The organism is Methylobacterium sp. Leaf113, from assembly GCF_001423325.1.
Taxonomy (GTDB): Bacteria; Pseudomonadota; Alphaproteobacteria; order Rhizobiales; family Beijerinckiaceae; genus Methylobacterium.
The window spans coordinates 15353-34946 of the sequence record NZ_LMNJ01000022.1 but is presented as its reverse complement, the minus strand read 5'-3'; the positions used below and the strand labels follow the sequence as shown (position 1 = coordinate 34946).

The 19594-nt window shown below is 69.6% G+C and carries 26 protein-coding genes and 1 pseudogene; 9 read left to right on the top strand and 18 right to left on the bottom strand.

Annotation, left to right across the window (positions count from 1 at the left end; translation table 11 throughout):
- The 4 genes and pseudogenes from ASF60_RS26225 to ASF60_RS13995 form a co-directional block, all read right to left on the bottom strand.
- Positions 1-248 (bottom strand): annotated as a pseudogene (locus ASF60_RS26225) (family 16 glycosylhydrolase); the annotation flags it as partial.
- Positions 249-268: 20 nt separating this feature from the next.
- A partial coding sequence (locus ASF60_RS26220; RefSeq protein ID WP_443136763.1) for a matrixin family metalloprotease occupies positions 269-995 on the bottom strand: 727 nt, incomplete at its 3' end.
- Positions 996-1189: 194 nt separating this feature from the next.
- The gene (locus ASF60_RS14000) at positions 1190-1996 is read right to left on the bottom strand and encodes an SDR family NAD(P)-dependent oxidoreductase (RefSeq protein WP_056185843.1); all 807 of its coding nucleotides are present in this window, start codon (positions 1994-1996) and stop codon (positions 1190-1192) included.
- Positions 1997-2214: 218 nt separating this feature from the next.
- Complete coding sequence (locus ASF60_RS13995) at positions 2215-3612, bottom strand: MFS transporter (protein ID WP_056185840.1); 1398 nt, start codon at positions 3610-3612, stop codon at positions 2215-2217.
- A gap of 146 nt (positions 3613-3758) precedes the next feature.
- Here ASF60_RS13995 and ASF60_RS13990 point away from each other — a divergent pair, with 146 nt between their 5' ends.
- Both ASF60_RS13990 and ASF60_RS13985 read left to right on the top strand, forming a co-directional pair.
- Positions 3759-4778, top strand: a complete 1020-nt coding sequence (locus tag ASF60_RS13990; RefSeq protein WP_056185837.1) for an alpha/beta fold hydrolase — start codon at positions 3759-3761, stop codon at positions 4776-4778.
- A 25-nt stretch (positions 4779-4803) separates the two neighbouring features.
- The gene (locus tag ASF60_RS13985; protein WP_056185833.1) at positions 4804-5673 is read left to right on the top strand and encodes an NAD(P)-dependent oxidoreductase; all 870 of its coding nucleotides are present in this window, start codon (positions 4804-4806) and stop codon (positions 5671-5673) included.
- A gap of 30 nt (positions 5674-5703) precedes the next feature.
- On the opposite strand, the gene ASF60_RS13980 is transcribed toward ASF60_RS13985, so the two are convergent.
- Together ASF60_RS13980 and ASF60_RS13975 are read right to left on the bottom strand one after the other, a co-directional pair.
- Positions 5704-6063 (bottom strand): hypothetical protein, encoded by a 360-nt coding sequence (locus ASF60_RS13980; RefSeq protein WP_056185830.1) that lies wholly within the window; start codon positions 6061-6063, stop codon positions 5704-5706.
- Between the two features lie 166 nt (positions 6064-6229).
- A complete protein-coding gene (locus tag ASF60_RS13975; protein ID WP_056185828.1) occupies positions 6230-6520 on the bottom strand; it encodes a hypothetical protein in 291 nt (96 codons plus the stop codon).
- Between the two features lie 149 nt (positions 6521-6669).
- Between ASF60_RS13975 and ASF60_RS24515 the strand changes: the two genes are divergently transcribed.
- Positions 6670-6885, top strand: coding sequence for a hypothetical protein (locus ASF60_RS24515; protein WP_156634101.1), 216 nt, complete (start codon positions 6670-6672; stop codon positions 6883-6885).
- Between the two features lie 76 nt (positions 6886-6961).
- Here the strand turns inward: ASF60_RS24515 and ASF60_RS13970 are convergent, their stop codons facing one another.
- The 10 genes from ASF60_RS13970 to ASF60_RS13930 form a co-directional block, all read right to left on the bottom strand.
- On the bottom strand, positions 6962-7462 hold the full coding sequence (locus ASF60_RS13970) for a DUF4142 domain-containing protein (RefSeq protein WP_082507960.1): 501 nt from the start codon (positions 7460-7462) through the stop codon (positions 6962-6964).
- Positions 7463-7677: 215 nt separating this feature from the next.
- Positions 7678-7815, bottom strand: a complete 138-nt coding sequence (locus tag ASF60_RS24510; protein ID WP_156376169.1) for a hypothetical protein — start codon at positions 7813-7815, stop codon at positions 7678-7680.
- Positions 7816-7884: 69 nt separating this feature from the next.
- On the bottom strand, positions 7885-8067 hold the full coding sequence (locus ASF60_RS13965) for a hypothetical protein (protein WP_056185822.1): 183 nt from the start codon (positions 8065-8067) through the stop codon (positions 7885-7887).
- A 64-nt stretch (positions 8068-8131) separates the two neighbouring features.
- The gene (locus ASF60_RS13960) at positions 8132-8452 is read right to left on the bottom strand and encodes a hypothetical protein (RefSeq protein WP_056185819.1); all 321 of its coding nucleotides are present in this window, start codon (positions 8450-8452) and stop codon (positions 8132-8134) included.
- Positions 8453-8557: 105 nt separating this feature from the next.
- A complete protein-coding gene (locus ASF60_RS13955; RefSeq protein ID WP_056185816.1) occupies positions 8558-8776 on the bottom strand; it encodes a hypothetical protein in 219 nt (72 codons plus the stop codon).
- The gene (locus tag ASF60_RS13950) at positions 8776-8961 is read right to left on the bottom strand and encodes a hypothetical protein (protein WP_056185813.1); all 186 of its coding nucleotides are present in this window, start codon (positions 8959-8961) and stop codon (positions 8776-8778) included. The genes ASF60_RS13955 and ASF60_RS13950 overlap by 1 nt, the downstream gene beginning before the upstream one ends.
- 92 nt (positions 8962-9053) lie before the next feature.
- Positions 9054-9233, bottom strand: a complete 180-nt coding sequence (locus tag ASF60_RS13945; RefSeq protein WP_056185859.1) for a hypothetical protein — start codon at positions 9231-9233, stop codon at positions 9054-9056.
- A gap of 43 nt (positions 9234-9276) precedes the next feature.
- On the bottom strand, positions 9277-9651 hold the full coding sequence (locus ASF60_RS13940) for a hypothetical protein (RefSeq protein ID WP_056185810.1): 375 nt from the start codon (positions 9649-9651) through the stop codon (positions 9277-9279).
- A 17-nt stretch (positions 9652-9668) separates the two neighbouring features.
- On the bottom strand, positions 9669-10067 hold the full coding sequence (locus ASF60_RS13935; RefSeq protein WP_082507959.1) for a hypothetical protein: 399 nt from the start codon (positions 10065-10067) through the stop codon (positions 9669-9671).
- A gap of 85 nt (positions 10068-10152) precedes the next feature.
- Positions 10153-11013 carry a glucose 1-dehydrogenase gene (locus ASF60_RS13930; protein ID WP_056185807.1) on the bottom strand — a complete coding sequence of 287 codons (861 nt, stop codon included), beginning with the start codon at positions 11011-11013 and terminating at the stop codon, positions 10153-10155.
- A 279-nt stretch (positions 11014-11292) separates the two neighbouring features.
- Here ASF60_RS13930 and ASF60_RS13925 point away from each other — a divergent pair, with 279 nt between their 5' ends.
- Together ASF60_RS13925 and ASF60_RS13920 are read left to right on the top strand one after the other, a co-directional pair.
- Positions 11293-11550, top strand: a complete 258-nt coding sequence (locus ASF60_RS13925; protein WP_056185803.1) for a hypothetical protein — start codon at positions 11293-11295, stop codon at positions 11548-11550.
- A gap of 220 nt (positions 11551-11770) precedes the next feature.
- Positions 11771-12508: a GntR family transcriptional regulator gene (locus ASF60_RS13920; RefSeq protein WP_056185799.1), complete on the top strand. Its 738-nt coding sequence runs from the start codon at positions 11771-11773 to the stop codon at positions 12506-12508.
- A 7-nt stretch (positions 12509-12515) separates the two neighbouring features.
- On the opposite strand, the gene ASF60_RS13915 is transcribed toward ASF60_RS13920, so the two are convergent.
- On the bottom strand, positions 12516-12935 hold the full coding sequence (locus ASF60_RS13915; RefSeq protein WP_056185796.1) for a nuclear transport factor 2 family protein: 420 nt from the start codon (positions 12933-12935) through the stop codon (positions 12516-12518).
- 190 nt (positions 12936-13125) lie between these two features.
- On the opposite strand from ASF60_RS13915, the gene ASF60_RS13910 reads away from it, so the two are divergent.
- The 3 genes from ASF60_RS13910 to ASF60_RS13900 are packed head-to-tail and all read left to right on the top strand — an operon-like array spanning position 13126 to position 17670.
- Positions 13126-14313: an ABC transporter substrate-binding protein gene (locus tag ASF60_RS13910; RefSeq protein WP_056185793.1), complete on the top strand. Its 1188-nt coding sequence runs from the start codon at positions 13126-13128 to the stop codon at positions 14311-14313.
- A gap of 13 nt (positions 14314-14326) precedes the next feature.
- Positions 14327-15196 carry a branched-chain amino acid ABC transporter permease gene (locus ASF60_RS13905; RefSeq protein ID WP_056185791.1) on the top strand — a complete coding sequence of 290 codons (870 nt, stop codon included), beginning with the start codon at positions 14327-14329 and terminating at the stop codon, positions 15194-15196.
- A gap of 5 nt (positions 15197-15201) precedes the next feature.
- Positions 15202-17670: a branched-chain amino acid ABC transporter ATP-binding protein/permease gene (locus ASF60_RS13900; RefSeq protein ID WP_056185787.1), complete on the top strand. Its 2469-nt coding sequence runs from the start codon at positions 15202-15204 to the stop codon at positions 17668-17670.
- 6 nt (positions 17671-17676) lie between these two features.
- Here the strand turns inward: ASF60_RS13900 and ASF60_RS13895 are convergent, their stop codons facing one another.
- Positions 17677-18258: a 3'-5' exonuclease gene (locus ASF60_RS13895; protein WP_244478433.1), complete on the bottom strand. Its 582-nt coding sequence runs from the start codon at positions 18256-18258 to the stop codon at positions 17677-17679.
- A 124-nt stretch (positions 18259-18382) separates the two neighbouring features.
- On the opposite strand from ASF60_RS13895, the gene ASF60_RS13890 reads away from it, so the two are divergent.
- Positions 18383-19477: a phosphatase PAP2 family protein gene (locus ASF60_RS13890; RefSeq protein ID WP_244478432.1), complete on the top strand. Its 1095-nt coding sequence runs from the start codon at positions 18383-18385 to the stop codon at positions 19475-19477.
- Positions 19478-19594 lie beyond the last annotated feature (117 nt).

The window sequence follows — 19594 nt, the reverse complement described above, 5'->3', positions numbered from 1 at the left end:
CCCGCACCGGCAGCGCCCTGGTTGATGCCGGCGGCCTCCTCGGCATTGCCGGCGAAGTGATGCTGGCCGGTCTTGGTGTTGAAGAACCGCTCCAGCGTCACGGTGCCGGGCGCGCCCGCATCCGCGTAGGCCTCGAACGCGACGCCCTCGTATTTGTAGGACGGGTTGGTCTTGATGATCTGGTCGCGCTCGCCGACGCTGGTCGTGAAGAAATGCGCGGTCGTGCCGGTGTCGAAGAACCGGAACACGTCGATGGTGTCGGCCCCCNTCTTGATGATCTGGTCGCGCTCGCCGACGCTGGTCGTGAAGAAATGCGCGGTCGTGCCGGTGTCGAAGAACCGGAACACGTCGATGGTGTCGGCCCCCTGGCTCGGGGTCGCCCACGGGGTTCCCTCGTAGGTGAACCACGGCAGGGTCTGCAGGATCTGCGCCTTCTCGGCGCCGCTCGTGGTGTAGAAATGGTCCCCGGTCTTGGTGTCGTAGAAACGGTGCACGGCCGTGACCTCGGCCTGCACGACCAGGGCGGGCGGTGCTGCCTGAATCGGGGCGCTGCGAGCGCCGTACAGCGCCTGGACGCCCGCGATGTCGCCGGCCGCGAGGCTGGAGATGGTGGGATCCAGGATGGCGTTCATCACCTCCGGCTTGGCATTGTAGTGGTCGAGCCCGATCGCATGCCCGATCTCGTGAAGGGCGACGGCGGAAAGATCGACGTTCTGATTGCTGACGACGCGGCCCTTCGCCGTGTGCCATCCTTCTCCACTGTCGAAGGCGACGGTCACGGATTGAAGGCGCTGTCCGCTATAGGAATAGGTCGCATTCCCGACGACCTTGCCGAGACCGTCGATGCTATTCAGGGTGAGATCGATATCGGATTCGACCGTCGACACGACCTGCTGGAAGGCGATGTCGGCATAGCTCGACCAGGCGGCGAAGGCGGCCTGGATGACGCCGACGAAGCTCGCGGGAATCGTTGCGTCGAGAGCCCAGGTGACCATGCCGCCGCCTGTCCCCGCCGGACCTCGGCCCCAGCGCGGTCCCTCGAGCGCGTAATCTCCCATCTGCATCCTCCCATCGGCCCGGGAACCTCGAATGGAAGGATGACCAAATCGTTAATGACACCGCGCTTTTTTCAATCCTTTTCGATCCCGGCCCTTCTCAATCGAGTGCTCGGCTCCCTGTGACTTGGGCGTCACACGATGCTGCGCACCACGCCGCCATCGACCCGGAGGGCCGCCCCGCTGGTGGCGCTGGCGGCCGGGCTGCAGATGTAGGCCACCATGCTGGCGACTTCGTCGACGGTGGCGAGGCGGCCGATCAGCGAGGTCGGGCGATGCTCGGCCACGAAGGCGCGGCCGGCGGCATCGAGGTCGACGTCGCCGCCGCGTCCGTCGTCCTTGGCCATGCTCTTCATGAAGTCCGCGACGCCCTCGGACAGGGTCGGTCCCGGCAGCACGCTGTTCACGGTCACGCCGGAGCCGGACACGGTCTCGGCGAGGCCGCGCGCCACGGCGAGCTGGGCCGTCTTGGTCATGCCGTAATGGACCATCTCCACCGGGATGTTCACGCCGGATTCGCTGGAGATGAAGACAACCCGGCCCCAACCGCGCTGGACCATGCCCGGCGTGTAGGCGCGCGACAGGCGCACGCCGCTCATCACGTTGGTCTCGAAGAAGCGGTGCCAGTCCTCGTCCGGAATGTCGAAGAACGGCTTCGGCTCGAAGATGCCGGTGTTGTTGACCAGGATGTCGATGTCCGGCAGCCCCGCGACCACGCGCGCGGCCCCGTCCGGGGTGGAGACGTCGCCCGGCGCGCCGATGAAGGTCGCCTTGCCGGTCTCGCGCTTGAGGCGCTCGACGGCGTCGCGCACGCGATCCTGGGTGCGCCCGTTGATCGCCACCGTCGCGCCGAGCTCCGCCAGGGCCTTGGCGATGGCGTAGCCGATGCCGGTGGTGGAACCGCTGACGAGGGCGCGCTTGCCCGACAGGTCGAGTTGCATGGTGTTGTCCTCGGTGGAGCTGGCACCGGGTCAACGCGCCGGAACGGCCCTGGTGCGATCACGCCATCGGCGCGGCTCTGCCGAGGCTGGGTCAACGTTCCGAAGACCGTCTCTTCGAAGTCTCGTCTCTTCGAAGTCTCGTTTCTCCGAAGTCTCGTTTCTCGGAAGTCTCGTTTCTCCGAAGTCTCGTCTCTCCGAAGTCTCGTTTCTCCGAAGCGTCATCCTGTCTGTTGGCGCCGCAATACGCTGGCCACCGCCCCGAAGGCGGCGAGACCGACGGCGCACCACAGGGTGGCGGCCACCGGTCCGGCCGGAGCGGCGCCCTGGTGCAACCCGAAGATCACCGCCACCAGGGCGGCCCCGAAGGATTGTCCGGTCAGACGCGCGGTGGATTGCATGCCGCTGGCCCCGCCGCTGCGGTCACGCGGGGCGCTGGTGATGATGACCTTGTTGTTCGGCGACTGGAACAGCCCGAAGCCAAGGCCGCACAGGGTGAGGCGCCAGGCGATGTCGAGATGGGAGGCGTCCGACGGCAGCAGCGCGATCGCCGCGAGGCCGGTCGCCATCAGGGCGAGACCAAGGCCGCCCAGCAGCCCTGGAGCGTAGCGGTCCGCGAGGCGCCCGGACAGGGGGGCCATCACCGCGATGGCGATGGGCCAGGGCGTCATCAGGAATCCGGTCTGCGTCTCGGACAGGTGCAGCACGTCCTGAAAGTAGAAGGGCAGGGCGACATAGGCCATCATCTGCGCCCCGAACGAGGCGATCGAGGTCGCCATGGAGAGGGCGAAGGCTGGAATCCGCAGGAGATCGACCGGCAGGAGCGGACGGGTCATCCGGGTCTGCGTCCAGACGAAGACGGCGCCGACGCAGAGGGCCGCGCCGATCTCCGCCAGGGCGACGCCGCGCGTGGCCGGATCGCCGAGGCCGTCGACGCCGGTGATCAGGAGCCCGAAGGTCAGGGCGTTGAGAAGCGCGCTGCGGATGTCGAAGCGGCCGCCGCTCTTCGGCGTCGCCGGCAGGGTGCGGGCGCCGACCGCGAGGGCGATCACCCCGACCGGCAGGTTGACCAGGAACAGCCAGGGCCAAGTCGCCACCGACAGGATCGCGGCCGCCACCGTCGGCCCGGCGGCCGAGGCCATGGCCACCACCAGGGCGACGTTGCCGACGCCGCGCCCGATCAGGCGATGCGGATAGATGAAGCGCACCAGGGCGATGTTGACGCTCATGATGCCGGCGGCGCCGAACCCCTGCGCGATCCGCGCCGCCACCAGCCAGTCGAGGGTCGGGGCGAAGGCGCAGGCCACGGAGGCCGCCGTGAACAGGACGAGGCCGGTGAGGTAGACCCGGCGATAACCGAGGATGTCGCCGAGCGAGGCCAGAGGCAGCAGGGAGGCCGTCACCGCGATCTGGAAGCTGTTGGTGACGAAGATCGCCGCGGAGGGCTCCACCGCCAGATCCTTGGCCATCACCGGCAGGGCCACGTTGACGATGGCGCCGTCGAGCACCGCCATGGTCATCGCAAGGCTGATCGCCAAAAGCGCCAGCATGCGTTCGCGCACCGGCAAACCATCCGGTACGGGCTCGGGCGAGGCGTGGCGGGGCGCGTCGACATTCATGGCCGAGGCCTGGGACGCGGCGCCGGTTTCCGCAAGGGGGCCGGAGACTCCGCGTGTCCTTTGTCACCCGGATCGGGCGGCATGCGGCCGGAACCTGCGCTATGTCAGCCGATGCGTGCGACCGCGCGCCGTTGTCGGGAACACACATGGACGCGCTCCGCTCAGTCTCCGCCCTCCTTCTGGCGGCCCAGCTCACCGTGGCACCGGCCGCCGCGCAGACGAGGGCCGACGACGCGTCTCCCCTGGGCATCGCCCTCGAAGGCTTCGCCTATCCCTATCCGGTGTTCTTCCTCGAGCGGATGCGCGACGGCGAGCGCCAGCGCCTCGCCTATATGGATGTGCCCGCCGAGGGGCAGGCCAACGGACGCACCGTCCTGCTCCTGCACGGGCGCAATTTCCCGTCGAGCTACTGGCAACCGGTGATCCTGGCGCTCAGCCGCGCCGGGTACCGGGTGCTGGTTCCGGATCAGCTCGGATTCGGCAAATCGGCCAAGCCCGTCGGCCCGTACACGTTCGACGCCATGGCGGCCGACACGGTGGGCCTGCTCGATTCTCTCGGGTTGCCGCGCGTCGACGTGGTGGCCCATTCGATGGGCGGAATGCTGGCGGTGCGCCTGACCCGCAATGCCCCGGCCCGCATCAACAGCCTCGTGCTCGAAGCCCCGATCGGTCTGGAGGATTACCGGTTCACCGTGCCGCCCGTCTCCGACGCGACCCTGCTGCGCCTGGAGGGCGACGTGACCGCCGATTCCTATCGCCGCCAGTTGATGACGAACTATGCCCTGTCGCTGCCGTCCTCCGCCATCGAGCCGTTCGTCTCCGTGCGCGAGCGGGTCAAGGGCTCGGGCGAGTATCCGCGCTGGCTCCAGTCCTTCGTCAATTCCTACCAGGCCATCTGGGGCCAGCCGGTGGTGCATGAGATCCCGCTGATCCCGGTGCCGACCCTCTTCCTCATGGGCGAAAACGACCACAATGCCCCGGGCAAGCCCTTCGCGCCGGAATCGCTCCGGGCCGACATGGGGCGCAACGCCGAGCACGCGCGCACGTTGGCCGCTCGGATGCCGAACGGCCGCGCCGTGGTGCTGTCGGGCATCGGCCACCTCGTCCACCTGGAAGCGACGGATCAGTTCAACACGCTGACCCTCGAATTCCTCAACGGCCACTGAGACGACGCAACGCGGGAGACGGTTCATGGATGTGGGCGTGATCGGCCTCGGCCGGATGGGACGCGGCATGGCGGCGAGCCTCGTGCGGGCCGGGCACCGGGTCCGGGTCTGGAATCGCTCCCCGGCAGGGGTCGAGGGGCTGGAAGGCGTGGTGCCGGTGGCCACGGCCGCCGAAGCCTTCGCGGGCGATGCGGCGATCACCATGCTGGCGGACGACGCGGCGTTGCGCGCCGTGATCGTCGCGGGCGGTCTCCTCGACGGCGGCACCTGCCCGGGCCTGCACCTGTCGATGAGCACGATCTCGGTGGCCCTGGCCCAGGATCTGGCGGCGATCCATGCGCGCGCCGGAGTGCCCTACGTCGCGGCCCCGGTCTTCGGTCGCCCCGATGTCGCCGCCATGGGCAAGCTGAACATCGTCGCGGCGGGCGATCCCGCAGCCGTCGCCCGGGCGCAGCCGCTGCTCGATGCCATGGGCGCCCGGACCTGGGCCTTCGGGTCCGAGCCGCACCGGGCCAACGCGGTCAAGCTCGCGGGCAACTTCATGCTGATCTCGGCGATCGAGGCGATGGGCGAGGCGGCCGCCTTGGTGGAGGGGCACGGGGTCACGGGGGGCGATCTCCTCGACCTTCTCACCAACACGCTGTTCGCATCGCCGGTCTACAAGAACTACGGCGCCCTGATCGCCGACCATCGCTACGAGCCGCCGGGATTCGCCCTCAAGCTCGGCGCCAAGGATATCGGCCTCGCCCTGGACGCCGCCGGGGCGGCCGGCGTGTCGATGCCCTTCGCCGACGTGCTGCACGACACCCTGATCGCGGCGATGGACCACGGCGATGCCGACAAGGACCTCGCCGCCCTCGCCGAGGTCGCCCGCCGGCGCAGCCGGACCGTCTGAGGTCCGGCCCTTCCCGCGGCGTGCGGTCGCCTATCGTCCGAACAGGTAGAGCGACGTACCGACCACCACGGGGACCATCGCGGCGAACCCGATGAACAGCGGCAGGATCCACCGGTTGTGACCCTCGGGCTTCGCTGCGGCGCGGACCTTCGGGGGCGCCGCCTCGGTCTTGCGTGCCAGGGCGATGCGGGCATGCGAGGGGGCATTGCCGGCCGCCTCGTCGTCGGTGCCGAGTTGCGACAGGCCGGTGTCGTAATGGGCGATCTTGTCGCCGGTCCGCCCGCTGTCGATATCCGCCTTGAGCATGGCGGTGGTGGGCCGCTCGGAGTCCGGGGGCGTCTCGACGGAGAGATCGCCCGGGGTGGGTGGGGTTTCGGATCGCAGGGCCATGGAGGTCTCCGGGTGTCTGTGCGGGGCCAACGCGTCAATCCGACCGGCCGTTCGACGCCCTCCGGCGGCGCCACGCTGTGACGCAGCCGGAATGCCAGAAGAGCCCCGAACCAGGGTTCGGGACTCTTCTGGCTGCGTTCGGGTCCGAGGTGATCGGCCTGTGCGATCAGCGACCGCCGCCGCCACCCGCACTGCCGTTCGGGATGGCGCGCTCGGGCAGGTTGGCGTTGCCGCCCGCGGCCGAGTCGGTGGTGATGGTGTCGGCCCCGTTGGCGCCCCGCGCAATCACCACGTCGGGATCGTTTCCGGTGGTGTTCGGCTGGCTCTCGACGATGGTGCCGCGTCCACCGGGTCCGCGCTCGGGCAGGACGCCGGTCTGGGCCGAGACGGACAGGCCGGTGACGGCGGCGATGAGGGCGGCTCCGAAAAGGGGCGCGGACGTTTTCACGAGGGACATGCTACGAAGGCTTTCCAAAGAGGGGATATGTCAGGGCAACCGCCGAATATCGCGCTCGTTCCTCAGTCCTGAGACACGCGATACTTCTGTCCTGATCCGTACAGTTCCTGTAATGGCTCTGCTGTCCCAAGGGGAACACACGTTGTCGGTTGAGTTTTTACCAGGATCTGACAATCGAAAGCTATGAGGAGCGACGAATGCAGGATCCGGAACCGACCAAACCCGGTGACGAGGCCACGCCTGGCGCGCCGGGGACCGGCGAGAACCTGTGTCGTCACTGCCAGGGGACCGGACTGCTGAACGCCCAGCCCTGCCCCGAATGCCGGGGGACCGGCACCATCACCAGCGGGATCGGCGGCGGCTGAGCCGCCAGCCCTACGGGTCGATCACGAGATCCGCGGGGCATGACGCAGTCTGCCCCGCGGGATTCTCCGATCCGCGTCAGACGTGGCCGCCGCGGCGCAGGCTGCTGAGCATGGACAGGTGGGTCTGGATCGACGGCACCGCGACGGTGGCCACCGCGCGGCTGCGGGGGTCGGAGCCACCCTGCGCATAGGCGGTGTTCAGCGCCAGCAACTCCTCATGACCGGCGATCTGTCCCTGCACGTAGGCACGGTCGAAGGCTCGACCCGGCGAGAGGCCCTGTAGTTGCTGCAGGATCGCCATCTGGTCCGGCCGCGGCTGCACGTTGCCCGGTGTCGCCCCGAGGGCGGCCGCCACGGCGGTCTGCTCGTTAATCTCGAGTTGCGCGAAGTTGCGGATGGCGGGGCTGCGCGAGCGCTCGAGAGCGAGCCGGCTGGTCTGGATGGCGAACTCGCCGCCCATCAGTTCCGACAGCCGGAACTGATCCGGCGAGCCGAGGTCGAAAGCGGGCTGGGCGTGGGCCAGCGGCACGGCCGAGACCAGGCCTGCCATAGCAAACAGAACGGAACGTCGATCCATGGAAACAGTCTTTCGAGCTGAGAGAACAGGATTTTGATCTTAAGGCGTGATCATTTCCGTGAATCTCAGTTCGCCGTTGCTTGTTCCCACTTGTCGGATGCGGCCGGGTCGATTTTCAGATTAGAAAAGATCTTAACTTCGATCAATGAGTAGACTATCCGATGATGACCTTGCGACCCGTGCCCGGCTCAAGGTGAGCACCTTGCTGATGCCGATCATTGCGGCGGCAGGGGCGATGGGATCATGACGAAGTAGATCGTGTAGGCGATCAGGGCTGCTACCAGCAGACCGGCGGCGATCCATCCGAAGCGGTTCGTCCGCACAGGGTTGGGTTTATGGTCGATGGGCGGCACGGAGGATCTCCCGAATTGCATCCGGTCGCGAGATCCGAAGCCGATCCCGCGTCCGTCGGTAAGCCCGGCTCAGTGGATGAAGGCTTCCAGGGTCACGACCACGCCGGCGCCCACGATGGCGAGGCCGAGCGGCACCAGGCTGCTGACCTGATCGGCTTGATCGACGGTCCGACCGTCGCCGGAACCCGGACCCTGACGGGGGCCGCTGGTCTCCGGGCGGCCGTGGTCGCGAAGCTGCGTGGTTGTCTGCATGGGCAAGATCCTCGTGGGCAAGATCCTCGTGGGCAAGATCCTCGTGAGCAAGATCTTCTGCGGCCTACGGCTTATCCTGGCTGGCGAGGCTGCTCTGAGCGCCGGACAGGTCCGACTTCGGGCTGGCGAGCCCGGTCGTGTTTCCGGCCGGACCCGACTCGATCGCGTCGGCCGGAATCTCCCGGTTGGCGGCATGGTCCTGATACTGCTCGGTCTGGACCATCTTGCTGTCGAGCCCACGCATGTCGTTGTGCCGGGACTTGTCGCGATTGCTGAGAACCATGTTCTCTTCCAGGATTCCGTCCGGCAGGTCCGTCATGGCGCCGGTTCCGGTGCCCTTGCCCTGTGCGGCCGGACCCATCTTGTGTCGATCGGCGTTCGCCATCGCTGCGTCTCCTGAGATGTTGAGATCCTGAGGGCCGGCGCCGGCACCGAAGACGCCGGCTCGGCAGAGGTCAGCTCCGAAAAAGTCAGCTCCGAAGAAGCCGACTCAGTGCGACCGGGCGGCGGATTTGCCCTCGGCATCGTGGGCATGATGCCGGTCGCGCTCACCGCCGCCGCCGGATACATGGGATGTCGCGTCGTTGGTCGGACTGCCCGGAATCGGGCCGTGCCGTACGTCCGCCTGCGGCTTGGACGCGTCCTGATGGCTGCTGCCGGGGCCGCCGTGATGACGGTCGGCGGCGGGCGTCTTCTTCGAGGTGCTCATTAGCGATCCTGCTGGTAGCCCTGGTTCGTGGTGTTCACCTTGGAATTGCCGGCCTGCCCGATCTTGTCGGGGTTCTGGGTCTGGCTCGACCCCTTTGGACCCGTGGCAAGGGGCGCTTCCGGTGCGCTCCCGGGGCCCTTATCGGACTGGTTGGCGGGCGGAACGGGCGGTGCCTTGGCCGTCATGCGCGGCTCCTGTCTGCGGTTTCGGGTGGGTAAGGAATCAATCGTTCCGCATTCGAACAGTTCCGTCGCGATGCTATCGCATCAGTGCCAGGCTATAGCGTGCGGATCTTGTCCGCGATGCGCTTGAGTTCCGTGTCATCGACTTTCACCGGACGGCCGCTGTCGTCCGGAATACCGTCTCCGGTCTGAGCGATGGTTGTCTCACGCGGACGCGCGTTGGTGCCGGTGGAGTCCGGCTTGTCCGATGTCGAGTCCTCGATGTCGCGCTCCATGGCGGGCTCCCGTGGTTCGATCAGGAAGGCGTTCGGTGAGCCGCTAGCGCTGCCGTCCATCGGTCGTCGCGCGCGCGTCCCACGGCGGATGCCGGCGGCTCGCCGCGATGACGGCGAGTTCCCCGAGACCGATGGCGGCCAGCAGCAGACGGTCTCGGGCCGGCTCGTCCTGCAGCAGGGCGGCCGCCCCGACGAAGCCGAGGGCACCGACGGCATCGCACGCCAGATGGGTCGGCATTCCGATCGCCGGAACGAGACCGCCTTCGTAGCGGGTGAGCATCGTGTAGCCGTAGTGCCAGACCGGCCCGACCCGCATGATCCGGCGCGTCGCGCGCCCACGCCGCGGCGAGAGCGAGAGGGCGGCGATGGCGGCCGGCAGCAGGTAGTCGGCCACGGCGTGCAGGCGGGTGGGAATCATCGCTGTCGGCCTTCGTGTCAGAGCGTTTCTTTCGAACCGGACGCGGCCGGACGCGGATTGGAATCGGGGCTCGAATTGGAATTGGGGCTTGCCTTGGAGGAAAGGCTTGCATCGGAAGCAGGGCTTGGATCGGAGATGCGGCGCAGGTTGGCGGCCGGCGTCTCCGCCTCGGTCGCCTCGACGCTGGCGACATCGCCGCCGCCGATGGAATCCTGGCGGGGAAAGCCGGAGGCGACGCGCGCCGTCTCGGCCTGCCAGCTCGGGTCCGAGTCCAACGCGTGCTGCAACCGGTCCGGGCGGCCGACATCGCGGGCCTCGTCCTGACCGAAATCCTGGCCGTTCCGGTCGGTATAGGCGTCGAAGTCGCGCAAGCTCGGGCGCGCGGGCGCATCGGGGCGGTTCCGGGGGGCGTTCATGGCGATCTCCTCACAGGATCGGCTGATCACAGGATCACAGGATCTGCGCGCTCGGATGACGGGCGTAATCAGATGACAGGCGGAATCAGATGATAGGTTTGCCGCCGGTGACCGCGATGGTGGCGCCGGAGACGTAGCTGGCTTCCGGGCTCGCCAGCATGACGTAGACGGGGGCCAGTTCGCAGGGCTGGCCGGGCCGCTGCATCGGCACCTGCGATCCGAAGCTCCGGACCTTCTCCATCGGCATGGTGGAGGGGATCAGCGGCGTCCAGATCGGCCCCGGCGCGACGCAATTCACCCGGATGTCGCGGTCGGCCAGCATCTGGGCCAGACCGCCGGTGAAGTTCTGGATCGCGCCCTTGGTGGTGGCGTAGGCGAGCAGTTGCGGGCTCGGCGTGTCGGCATTGACCGATGTGGTGTTGATGATGGCCGCACCCGCCTTCATGTGCGGCAGCGCGGCCTTCACCAGATAGAACATCGCATGGATGTTGGTGGCGAAGGTGACCTCCCACTCCTCGTCGGAGATGTCCTCGGGCTTCTCGAAGGTCTTCTGGTGGGCTGCGTTGTTGACGAGGACGTCGACCTGCCCGAAGGCCGCCACCGCCCGGTCGATGATCGCGCGGCAATGCTTGGGGTCCTTGATGTCGCCCGCGACGGCCACGGCCTTGCGTCCGGCCTCCTCGACCAGACGGCAGGTCTCCTTCGCGTCGTCGTGCTCGTCGTAATAGGCGACCAGCACGTCGGCACCCTCGCGGGCATAGGCCAGGGCGACGGCGCGACCGATGCCGCTGTCGGCGCCGGTGATGATGGTCTTCCGCCCGGTGAGCCGCCCCGACCCGCGGTAATGCGCCTCGCCGTAATCGGGGCGCGGGTCCATGTCGGCGTCGCGGGCCGGCGGCGTGAGCTGGCGCTGCTTGTCGAAGGGCGGCTTCGGGAAGTCCGTCATCGCGAAACTCTTCCTGAGGGGTGGCGGATCGGGTTCGGGGCACCGGCAGGCCGCGCCGCGCACGGGATCAGGATGTCCCGGAAGGGCGGTTCGGCATCGTGGCGGTGGTGCAGCGGTCGGGGGCAGACCCGAGGACCAGATCTGACCGCGCCGCATCCTTGTATCGTGCGTCGGCCTGCGACGTGTCCCGGTGTGTTGGGTCGGTTCTGTTACGATAACCGCGCCCGGATCACTTTGTTTCGCGGTCCGAATTTTGATCTATGTTGACATCCGGATGGTATGAGCAGTGGGGCCGTCTCGCTGTACGATCCGATACTCATAATCGATCATCGCCGGCTGGGCTGGGCCATCGCCATCCTGCATGTCCGCCGCCACAACTGGACCGCCCACTCCCTCGAACTCGCGCCCTGGCATATGCTGCTGGCGGCGATCCCGCTGCCGGTTGCCGCCCTCGCCGTCGAGGAGCCGCTCACCGTAGCCTGGTCGCCACGCCTGATCGGCCTCCTGTCCTCCGCATGCTGCAGGGCGAGCGCCTGAGCCTCGCGCTGATCGGGCTCGGGTGCCTCGCCGCCGCCCTGGTCACCGGCGCCCAGCCGGGGCGCCGCTCGTGACGATTCCCGCCTTTCGCACCAGGCAGCGTCCCGTGGCCCCTCGACCGAAGGCATCGGACCCTGTCTGGTCCCGCTCGTGCTTCCGAACCACCGGGACGAATCGGGACCACATACGGGACGAAAGGCAGAGTCACTTGCAGAGCCACATGCAGAGTCACTTGCGGAGCCACTCGCAGGACGACAACACGCGGGCGGGGACCAAGGATCGGGTCGGGTCGATCTGCCGGGCCCTGCGCCGCGCGATCGTCGAACGGGCCATCGTGCCCGGGGACCGTCTGCCGGAGGATGCCCTCGGCGAACGCTTCGGTGTCAGCCGCACCATCGCCCGTCAGGCCCTCGGGCAACTGGCGAGCGAGGGGCTGGTGGAGCTGCGGCGCAACCGGATCGCCGTGGTGGCAACGCCGAGCTGGGAAGAGGCCCGCGACACCTTCGATGTCCGCATCTGCCTGGAGCGGCTGGTGGTCGCCCGCTTGGCCGGGCGCCTCACCGAGGCGCAGCAGGCGGCGCTGCTCGCGCATATCGCGCTGGAGGAGGCCGCGCAGGGAGGCTCCGAGGCCGGGTCGATCCGGCTGGCCACCGAGTTCCACCTGTTGCTGGCCCAGATGACCCGCAGCCCCGTGCTGGAGCGCTACGTGGCCGAACTCGGATACCGCTGCGCCCTGGTGCTCTCGCTCTACAGCCGACCCCATTCGGCCGAGTGCGGTGTCAGCGAGCACCGCGCCCTGGTGGCCGCCCTGATCGCCGGCGATCCGGAGCGCGTGAGCGCCCTGATGGACCATCATCTCGACGCGGTCGCCGAGCGGGCGCGCATCGTCGCGACCCCGCCGCGCGAGCGCGACCTCGGCCGCCTGCTGGCGCCCTACATCGAGGCCGTGGACGGCTGAGCCCGGCTCAGGTGTCGAGGCCGGCGCGGGTGAGCAGCCGCTCGGCGCTGTCGTTCCAGACCTCCATGGTCACGATCAGACCGTCCCGCACCGTGAACCGGTCGACGTAGCGGTTGCCCTCGAACGGCGTCCCGTCCGGCCAGGCACCGTAGAGCGTGCCGAGGCTGTAGACCGTGGTGACGCCATCGCCCGGCACCACGTCGAGGCGCTCCATCCGCTTCTTCACCCAGGCGTAGCGCCCGGCATTGAAAGCGGTGACCTCGCGCGGATGCGCGAAGGTGCGGGCCCCCGTGAACACGATGCTGATGCCCGGTGCCATGTAGGTCGCGGCCCGCTCGGGGTCCGGCACCATCGAGGCTTCGAGATAGGCGGTGACGTTGGCCGCGTCGCGCGCGGTGATGTCTTGAGTGAGGGAGGTATCGGGCATGGTCGGGTCTCCGAGGCGTCGCCAAACCTGACGCAAATGCCGCCAAAGTGCATGCAACAACTGTATGCACTTTGGCGCATCGTGAGGCACCGACGCGGACAGCCCCGAGAATTTCCCAGCGATGTCAGCGGTGTGCCCGATGGCATGGCGGTTGCGGACGGGTTGCCAAATTGCCAGCCGGAGAGACCCGATGCCCCGCCGATCGACGCCGCCCTTGACCCGCCGCCTCGCGCTCGGCGCCTGCCTGCTCCTGGGGCTGCCCCTCGCCGGTGCGGCGCGGGCCGCGGAGCCGATCCGGATCGGCCTCGTCACGGCGCTGAGCGGACAGTCGGCGAAATCCGGCGAGGCGATCTCCCGCGGCATCGGCCTCGCCATCGACGAGATCAACGCCGGTGGCGGCGTGCTCGGGCGGCCCCTGGAGCTGGTGGCGCGCGACGACGAGGCCAACCCGTCGAAAGGCGTGCTCGCCGCCCGGGAGCTGATCCAGCGGGTCGGCGTGGTGGCGCTGGTCGGCGGTCTCGACACGCCGGTCTCGATGGCGCTGGTGCCCATCGCCAACCAGATGAAGGTGCCGTTCCTCGGCCCCTGGGCCGCCGGCACCGGCATCACCCGCAACGGGGCCGCCGACAACTACGCCTTCCGGGTCTCGGCGGTGGATGCCCTGGTGGACGAGGCGCTGGTGGCCTACGCGGTGAAGACTCACGGGGCGAAGAAGCCCGGGATGATCCTGGTCAACAACGCCTGGGGCGAGTCGAACCAGCAGGGCCTGACGGCGGCGCTGAAGGCCGCCAACCTGCCGGCCGCCGGCATCGAGAAGTACGAGGCCGCCGACCTCGACATGGTGCCCCAGCTCACCCGCCTGCGGGAGGCCGGCGCCGACACCCTGTTCCTCGTCGGCAATGTCGGCCCCTCGGCCCAGGTGGTGAAGTCCCTCGACCGGATGGGCTGGAGCGTGCCGGTGGTCTCGCATTGGGGGCCGGCCGGCGGACGCTTCGACGAGCTTGCCGGGCCGAGCGCCGCGAAGGTCCATTTCATCCAGACCTTCACCTTCGCGGGCAACAGCGCCCCGAAGGCGCTGGCCGTGCTCGAGGCGCTGAAGAAGAAGTATCCGGCGATCAAGTCGATGGCCGACGTCACCCCGGCGGTGGGCATCGCCAACGCCTACGACGCTATCCACCTGCTCGCCCTGGCGATCAAGGCCGCCGGTTCGACCAAGGGACCGGAGGTGCGCGACGGCTTCTACAAGGTCGCGGCCTATCCGGGCCTGATCAAGACCTACGACAAGCCCTTCGCGCCCGGGCAGCACGACGCCCTCGGGCCGCAGGACTACGTCTTCACCCGCTTCAAGGATGGCGAGATCGTCGCCGTCACGAACTGAAGGCGCCGCGCCGATGCTCGCCAGCACCCTCATCACCGGCCTCGGCCTCGGCAGCATGTACGGGCTGGTGGCGCTCGGCTTCCACATCACCTACGCGGTCTCCGGCACGGTGAACTTCGCACAGGGCAGCGCCGTCACGCTCGGGGCCGTGCTCGGCTACGCGCTCGGCGTTACCCTCGGCTGGCCGATGCCGGTGGCGATCCTCGGGGCTCTGCTGGGCTGCGCCGTCCTCGGCCTCGTGGTCGAGCGGCTGCTGGTGCGGCCCTTCGTCGAGAAGGGTTCGGATGCCTGGCTGCTCGCCACCGTGGCGGGCGGCATCGTCCTCGACAACGCGATGCTGTTCACCTTCGGCAAGGAGCCGCGCAGCCTGCCCTCGTCGCTTGCGGTGACGCCGGTGGAAATCCTCGGCACCGGCATCTACCCGCTCCAGCTCCTCATTCCCGTCGTCGGCCTCTCGGTCGCTGCGGCGATCCAGACCCTGTTCCGCCGCACCGATCTCGGCCGGGTGCTGCTGGCGGTGGCGCAGAATTCCGACGCCGCCCGTCTGATGGGCATCGACGTCCGGCGCACGGTCGCCTGCGCCTTCGCGCTCTCGGCCCTGCTCGCCGGGGCGGCCGGCCTCCTCATCGCGCCGCTGTTCTCGGTCTCGGCCGAGATGGGCGCATTGTTCGGGATCAAGGCCTTCGCGGTGGCGATCCTGGGTGGCATCGGCTCGGCCACCGGCGTGGTGCTGGCGGGCCTGCTCTACGGCCTCGTCGAGGCCGGCGTCACCGCGACCCTCGGCTCCACCTACACCCAGCTCGTGGTGTTCTCGGTGATCATCGTCGCCCTGGCGCTGCGTCCCGACGGGCTCCTCGGCCGCGCCGCGATCAACAAGGTCTGAGCCCGATGCACATCTTGCGCGCCCCGGGTGCGATGCCGGTCGCCATCCTGGCCCTGACCCTGGCGGGCCTCGCCCTGGTGGGACTGACGGGCGGCTACAGCCACTTCGTCATCGCCCTGGTGGCGCTCACCACCGTGGCGGGAACCGGGCTCAACGTCCTCCTCGGGCTGACCGGGCTGATCTCCTTCGGCCATGCCGGCTTCTACGCCATCGGCGCCTATGCGAGCGCGATCCTGACCGGGGCCGGCCTGAGCTTCTGGCTCGCGGTTCCGGCCGCGGGCCTGCTCTCGGGCCTGGTCGGGGCCGGGCTGGCGGTGCCGGCGATGCGGGTGAAGGGGCCTTACCTCGCGATGGTCACCATCGCGTTCGGCTTCATCATCGAGCACGCCCTGATCGAGGGCGGGTCGCTCACCGGTGGCCAGAACGGCCTCGTGGTCACCACCGGGCCGAGCCTGTTCGGAGTTCCCTTCGCCGAGCGCGAGCTGGCTTGCCTCGCCGTGCTGGGCGCAGGCCTGAGCCTCTACGGCTTCCACCGCCTCGCCCGCAGCCGCCTCGGCCGGGCCATGCGGGCGGTGCGCGATGCCGACGTGGCGGCCGCGTCCCTGGGCTTCGACCCGGTGCGGGTGAAGACCCTGGCCTTCGCAATCTCGGCCGCGCTGACGGGGCTCGCCGGGGCTGTGCTGCCGCCGTTGATGCTTTTCATCGCCCCAAGCTCCTTCCCGTTCTCGCAGTCGATCCTGTTCGTGCTCTCCGTGGTGGTCGGCGGGGCCGGTACCGTGCTCGGGCCGCTGCTGGGTGCCCTCGTCACCGTGCTGCTGCCCGAGACCCTGGCGGGGCTCGCCGAGTACCGGCTGCTGTTCTTCGGCCTCGCCACCCTGGTGGTTTTGTGGCTGGTGCCCTCGGGGATCGTCGGCAGCGCGGCCCGGCTGCTGCCGCGGCCGCGCGCCGGTACCGTCCCGCCGGCCACGGATTTCGGGCAACTGATCGGGCAGCGCGCGGCCGAGGCCCTGGTGGTCGAGGGCATCGGCATCAGCTTCGGCGGCATCCGCGCGGCGGAGGGCGTCTCGGTGAGGGCCGAGGCCGGGGCGGTGACGAGCCTCATCGGCCCCAACGGCGCCGGCAAGACCACCGTGCTCAACATGATCTCGGGGTTCTACCGTCCTCAGGCCGGGACGATCCGCCTCGGAGGGCGCGACCTCGCCGGCGCTCCGGCCCACGTCATCGCCCGGGCCGGCATCGCCCGCACCTACCAGACCACGCGCCTGTTCGGTTCGCTCAGCGTTCTCGACAACGTGGCCCTGGCCCTCGACCCGGGGCGCCTGTGGCGGCGCACCCGTGCCCGGGATCGCGCCGCGGCCGCGACCCTGCTGGATTTCGTCGGCTATGCGGGCGCTCCGGACCGGCCCGCATCCGAACTGCCGCATGTCGACCGCCGCCTCGTGGAGATCGCCCGGGCGCTCGCCGGCCGGCCCCGCATCCTCCTCCTCGACGAGCCCGCCGCCGGCCTGACCCGGGCCGACACTGATGTGCTCGGCGGGCTCCTGCGCCGGATCGCCGGGCAGGGCATCGCCGTGGTGCTGGTCGAGCACGACATGCCCCTCGTCATGAGCGTTTCCGACGCCATCCTGGTCATGGATGCCGGGCGGCCGATCGCGCAGGGGACCCCGGCCGCGATCCGTCGCGACCCGGCGGTGATCCGCGCCTATCTGGGCGGCGCCGACACGCCGGCGCGGCCCCGCGCGGCCGCATGGACGCCCCCGGCCGACGCGGTGCTCTCGACCCTGGGCCTCACCGCCGGCTATGGCGCCGCCCCGGTCCTCGACGGCGTCAGCGTCGAGGTCCGCCCCGGCGAGACCGTGGCGCTCCTGGGCGCCAACGGCGCCGGCAAGTCGACCACCATGCGGGCGCTCGCCGGGCTGCTCCGGCCGGTGGAGGGCCGGATCGTCCTGGAGGACCGCAGCATCGCGCACCTGCCGGCCCATGCCATCGCCCGCCTCGGCCTCGCCCTGGTGCCCGAGGGCCGGCAGGTATTTCCCGAACTCACCGTCATCGAGAACATCCGCCTCGGGGCGCATGGCCGCAAGGCGCCGATCGACCCGGCCGAGATCGAGGCGCTGCTCACCCGGTTCCCCCGTCTGCGCGACCGGGCAACGAGCCGGGCCGGCCTCCTCTCGGGAGGCGAACAGCAGATGCTGGCGATCGCCCGCGGGATGATGGCGCAGCCGCGCATCCTCCTCCTCGACGAGCCCTCCCTCGGTCTCGCGCCGGCGATGATCAACGCCCTCTACGCCGTGGTGGCGGACCTGCGGGACCAGGGTGTGACCATCCTGATCGTCGACCAGATGGCGGCTCTCGCCCTGACGGTGGCGGATCGGGGCTACGTGCTGGAGCAGGGCCGGGTCGTCACCGCGGGGACGGCGGCCGAACTCGGCGCCGATGCCGGCCTGGAGGCCGCCTATCTCGGGGCGGCCTGAAACGGCTCAGTCGGCAAAACCCGGCTCAGCCGCGCGGATCGTGGCCTCGGCCAGGGACCGCGCCCGTTCCCAGCGCCGGCACTCGCGCCGCGCATCCGACAGGGCGCGATGGTCCGGGGCGGGGTCGGCCTGCGCGTCCCGGCGCAGGTCCGCGAGCAGCTTGCCCGCGATGCCGTCGCGCGACGGGAGCGGGATGCCGCCCTGGGCCAGCACGTCCAGGATGGCGCTGCGCTGCGCCTCCCGGGTCGCCCTGAGCCGGAGGGCGTGCCGGGGCAGGCCGGACGCGCGCAGGAGCCGGCTCAGCCATTGGCCGTCCCAGGACGGCGCCGAGGCATAGAGGGCGACGTCGCGCAAAGTGGTCAGCATGTGCAGTGCCACCCAGTCGTGAGCCACGCCCTCCCGGATCAGGCGCGCGCGCTCCAGGCCGTGGACCCGCTCCGCCTCCGGGGACCAATCGGTCCAGCCTGGGGCCGGGCGGATCAGGTAGCTCTCCGAAGGCCCGTCCGCGAAGACCCAGGCGACCTCGATCGGATAGCTGGTCCTGGCCAGCGACGAAGCCTCGAAATCCAGGAAGGCGATGCGGGTCACGGGCGGACCATCGGTGGGGCCACGGCTCGGGGTCGCGAGGATCGGTACGGGAAAAGGAACGATGCCGGGCAACAAACCGGCACAAAGCCGAGTTCCGGCTTCGACGAACCGCGAAGGACCCCGTGTGAGCGACGCAACACCGATCTCGATGCCCGTGCGCGGCGCGCGCCGGTGGCGTGCCGATGTCGTTCCGGTGTTCCTGGCCCCGACCCGTTTCGTCCGCTCCCGTCTCGAGACGCCGGTCGGGCGGATCAACCGGTTCGCCGCGGCCCTGGCGGCGCCGCATCCCGGTCTCTGGGGACTCGCTGGCGCGGTCGCGCTTCTCGACGCGCTCTGGCTGCGCCGGCTCGGGATCGCCGTGGCGCCGCAGGGATTCACCGTGGCGGCGGGGCTTGTCGGGGCGCTGCTCGCTCTGGCCTTCCTGTTCGGGCCGATCCTGTCCGAACCGAAGCTGCGGGCCATGGCCCTCGCAAGTGCCTGTCTGATCGCCGTGACGCTGCCGATCGCGTTGCTGCACTACCTCACCGCCACCTGGGCCCTGCCGCTCGCCGATGCCCGCCTGGCGCGCACGGAGGTCGCGCTCGGCTTCGACTGGCCGGCCTATCTCGCCTTTCTGCAGGCGCATCCGCGCCTCGCCTGGTGGCTGGCGCTCGCCTACCACACCAGCGGCCCGCAGGTGGGGCTGACGGTGATCGTGCTCGCCGCCACCTGCCGCCTCGGTCGGCTCTGGGCCTATGTCCGGATGTTCACCGTCCTGCTCGTCGCCGTGGTGTTGATCGCCGCCCTGGTGCCGGCCGCCGGTCCCTTCGTGCAGTACGGCCTTCCGACCGACCCGGACGGGTCGATCGAGACCATGGGGGCGCTCTGGCACCTCGACGCGCTGGAGCACCTGAGGGCCGGCACCCTGCACACCCTGGCCCTCGGGGACATCCGGGGCCTCGTGACCTTTCCGTCCTTCCATGTCTGCCTCGCCGCCCTGACCGCCTGGGCGCTGGCGCCGGTTCCGGTCGTCGGCCCGCTGGCGATCCTGCTCAACGCCGTGATCATGGTGGCGACCCTGGGGGCCGGCGGACATTATCTGCCGGATCTCCTGGCGGGTTTCGCCCTGTCCGCCGTCGTCATCGGCGGTCGCTCGATGCTGCGGCGGCGGGTCTGGTCTCGCCGGAGGGCGCGGGGCGCCGCTGAACCCGCCGTGGACGGGCCGCGTTGTCCGGCATAACGGCTCCTGCGGTCCGGATTGGCGCTTCGCATCGGCTCATCGCTACCACACCCGCTGCCGGGATTTTCGACGCCGAGCGCCGAGATCAGGGTGGCGCCGCCTCTCCGAAGGCACCGT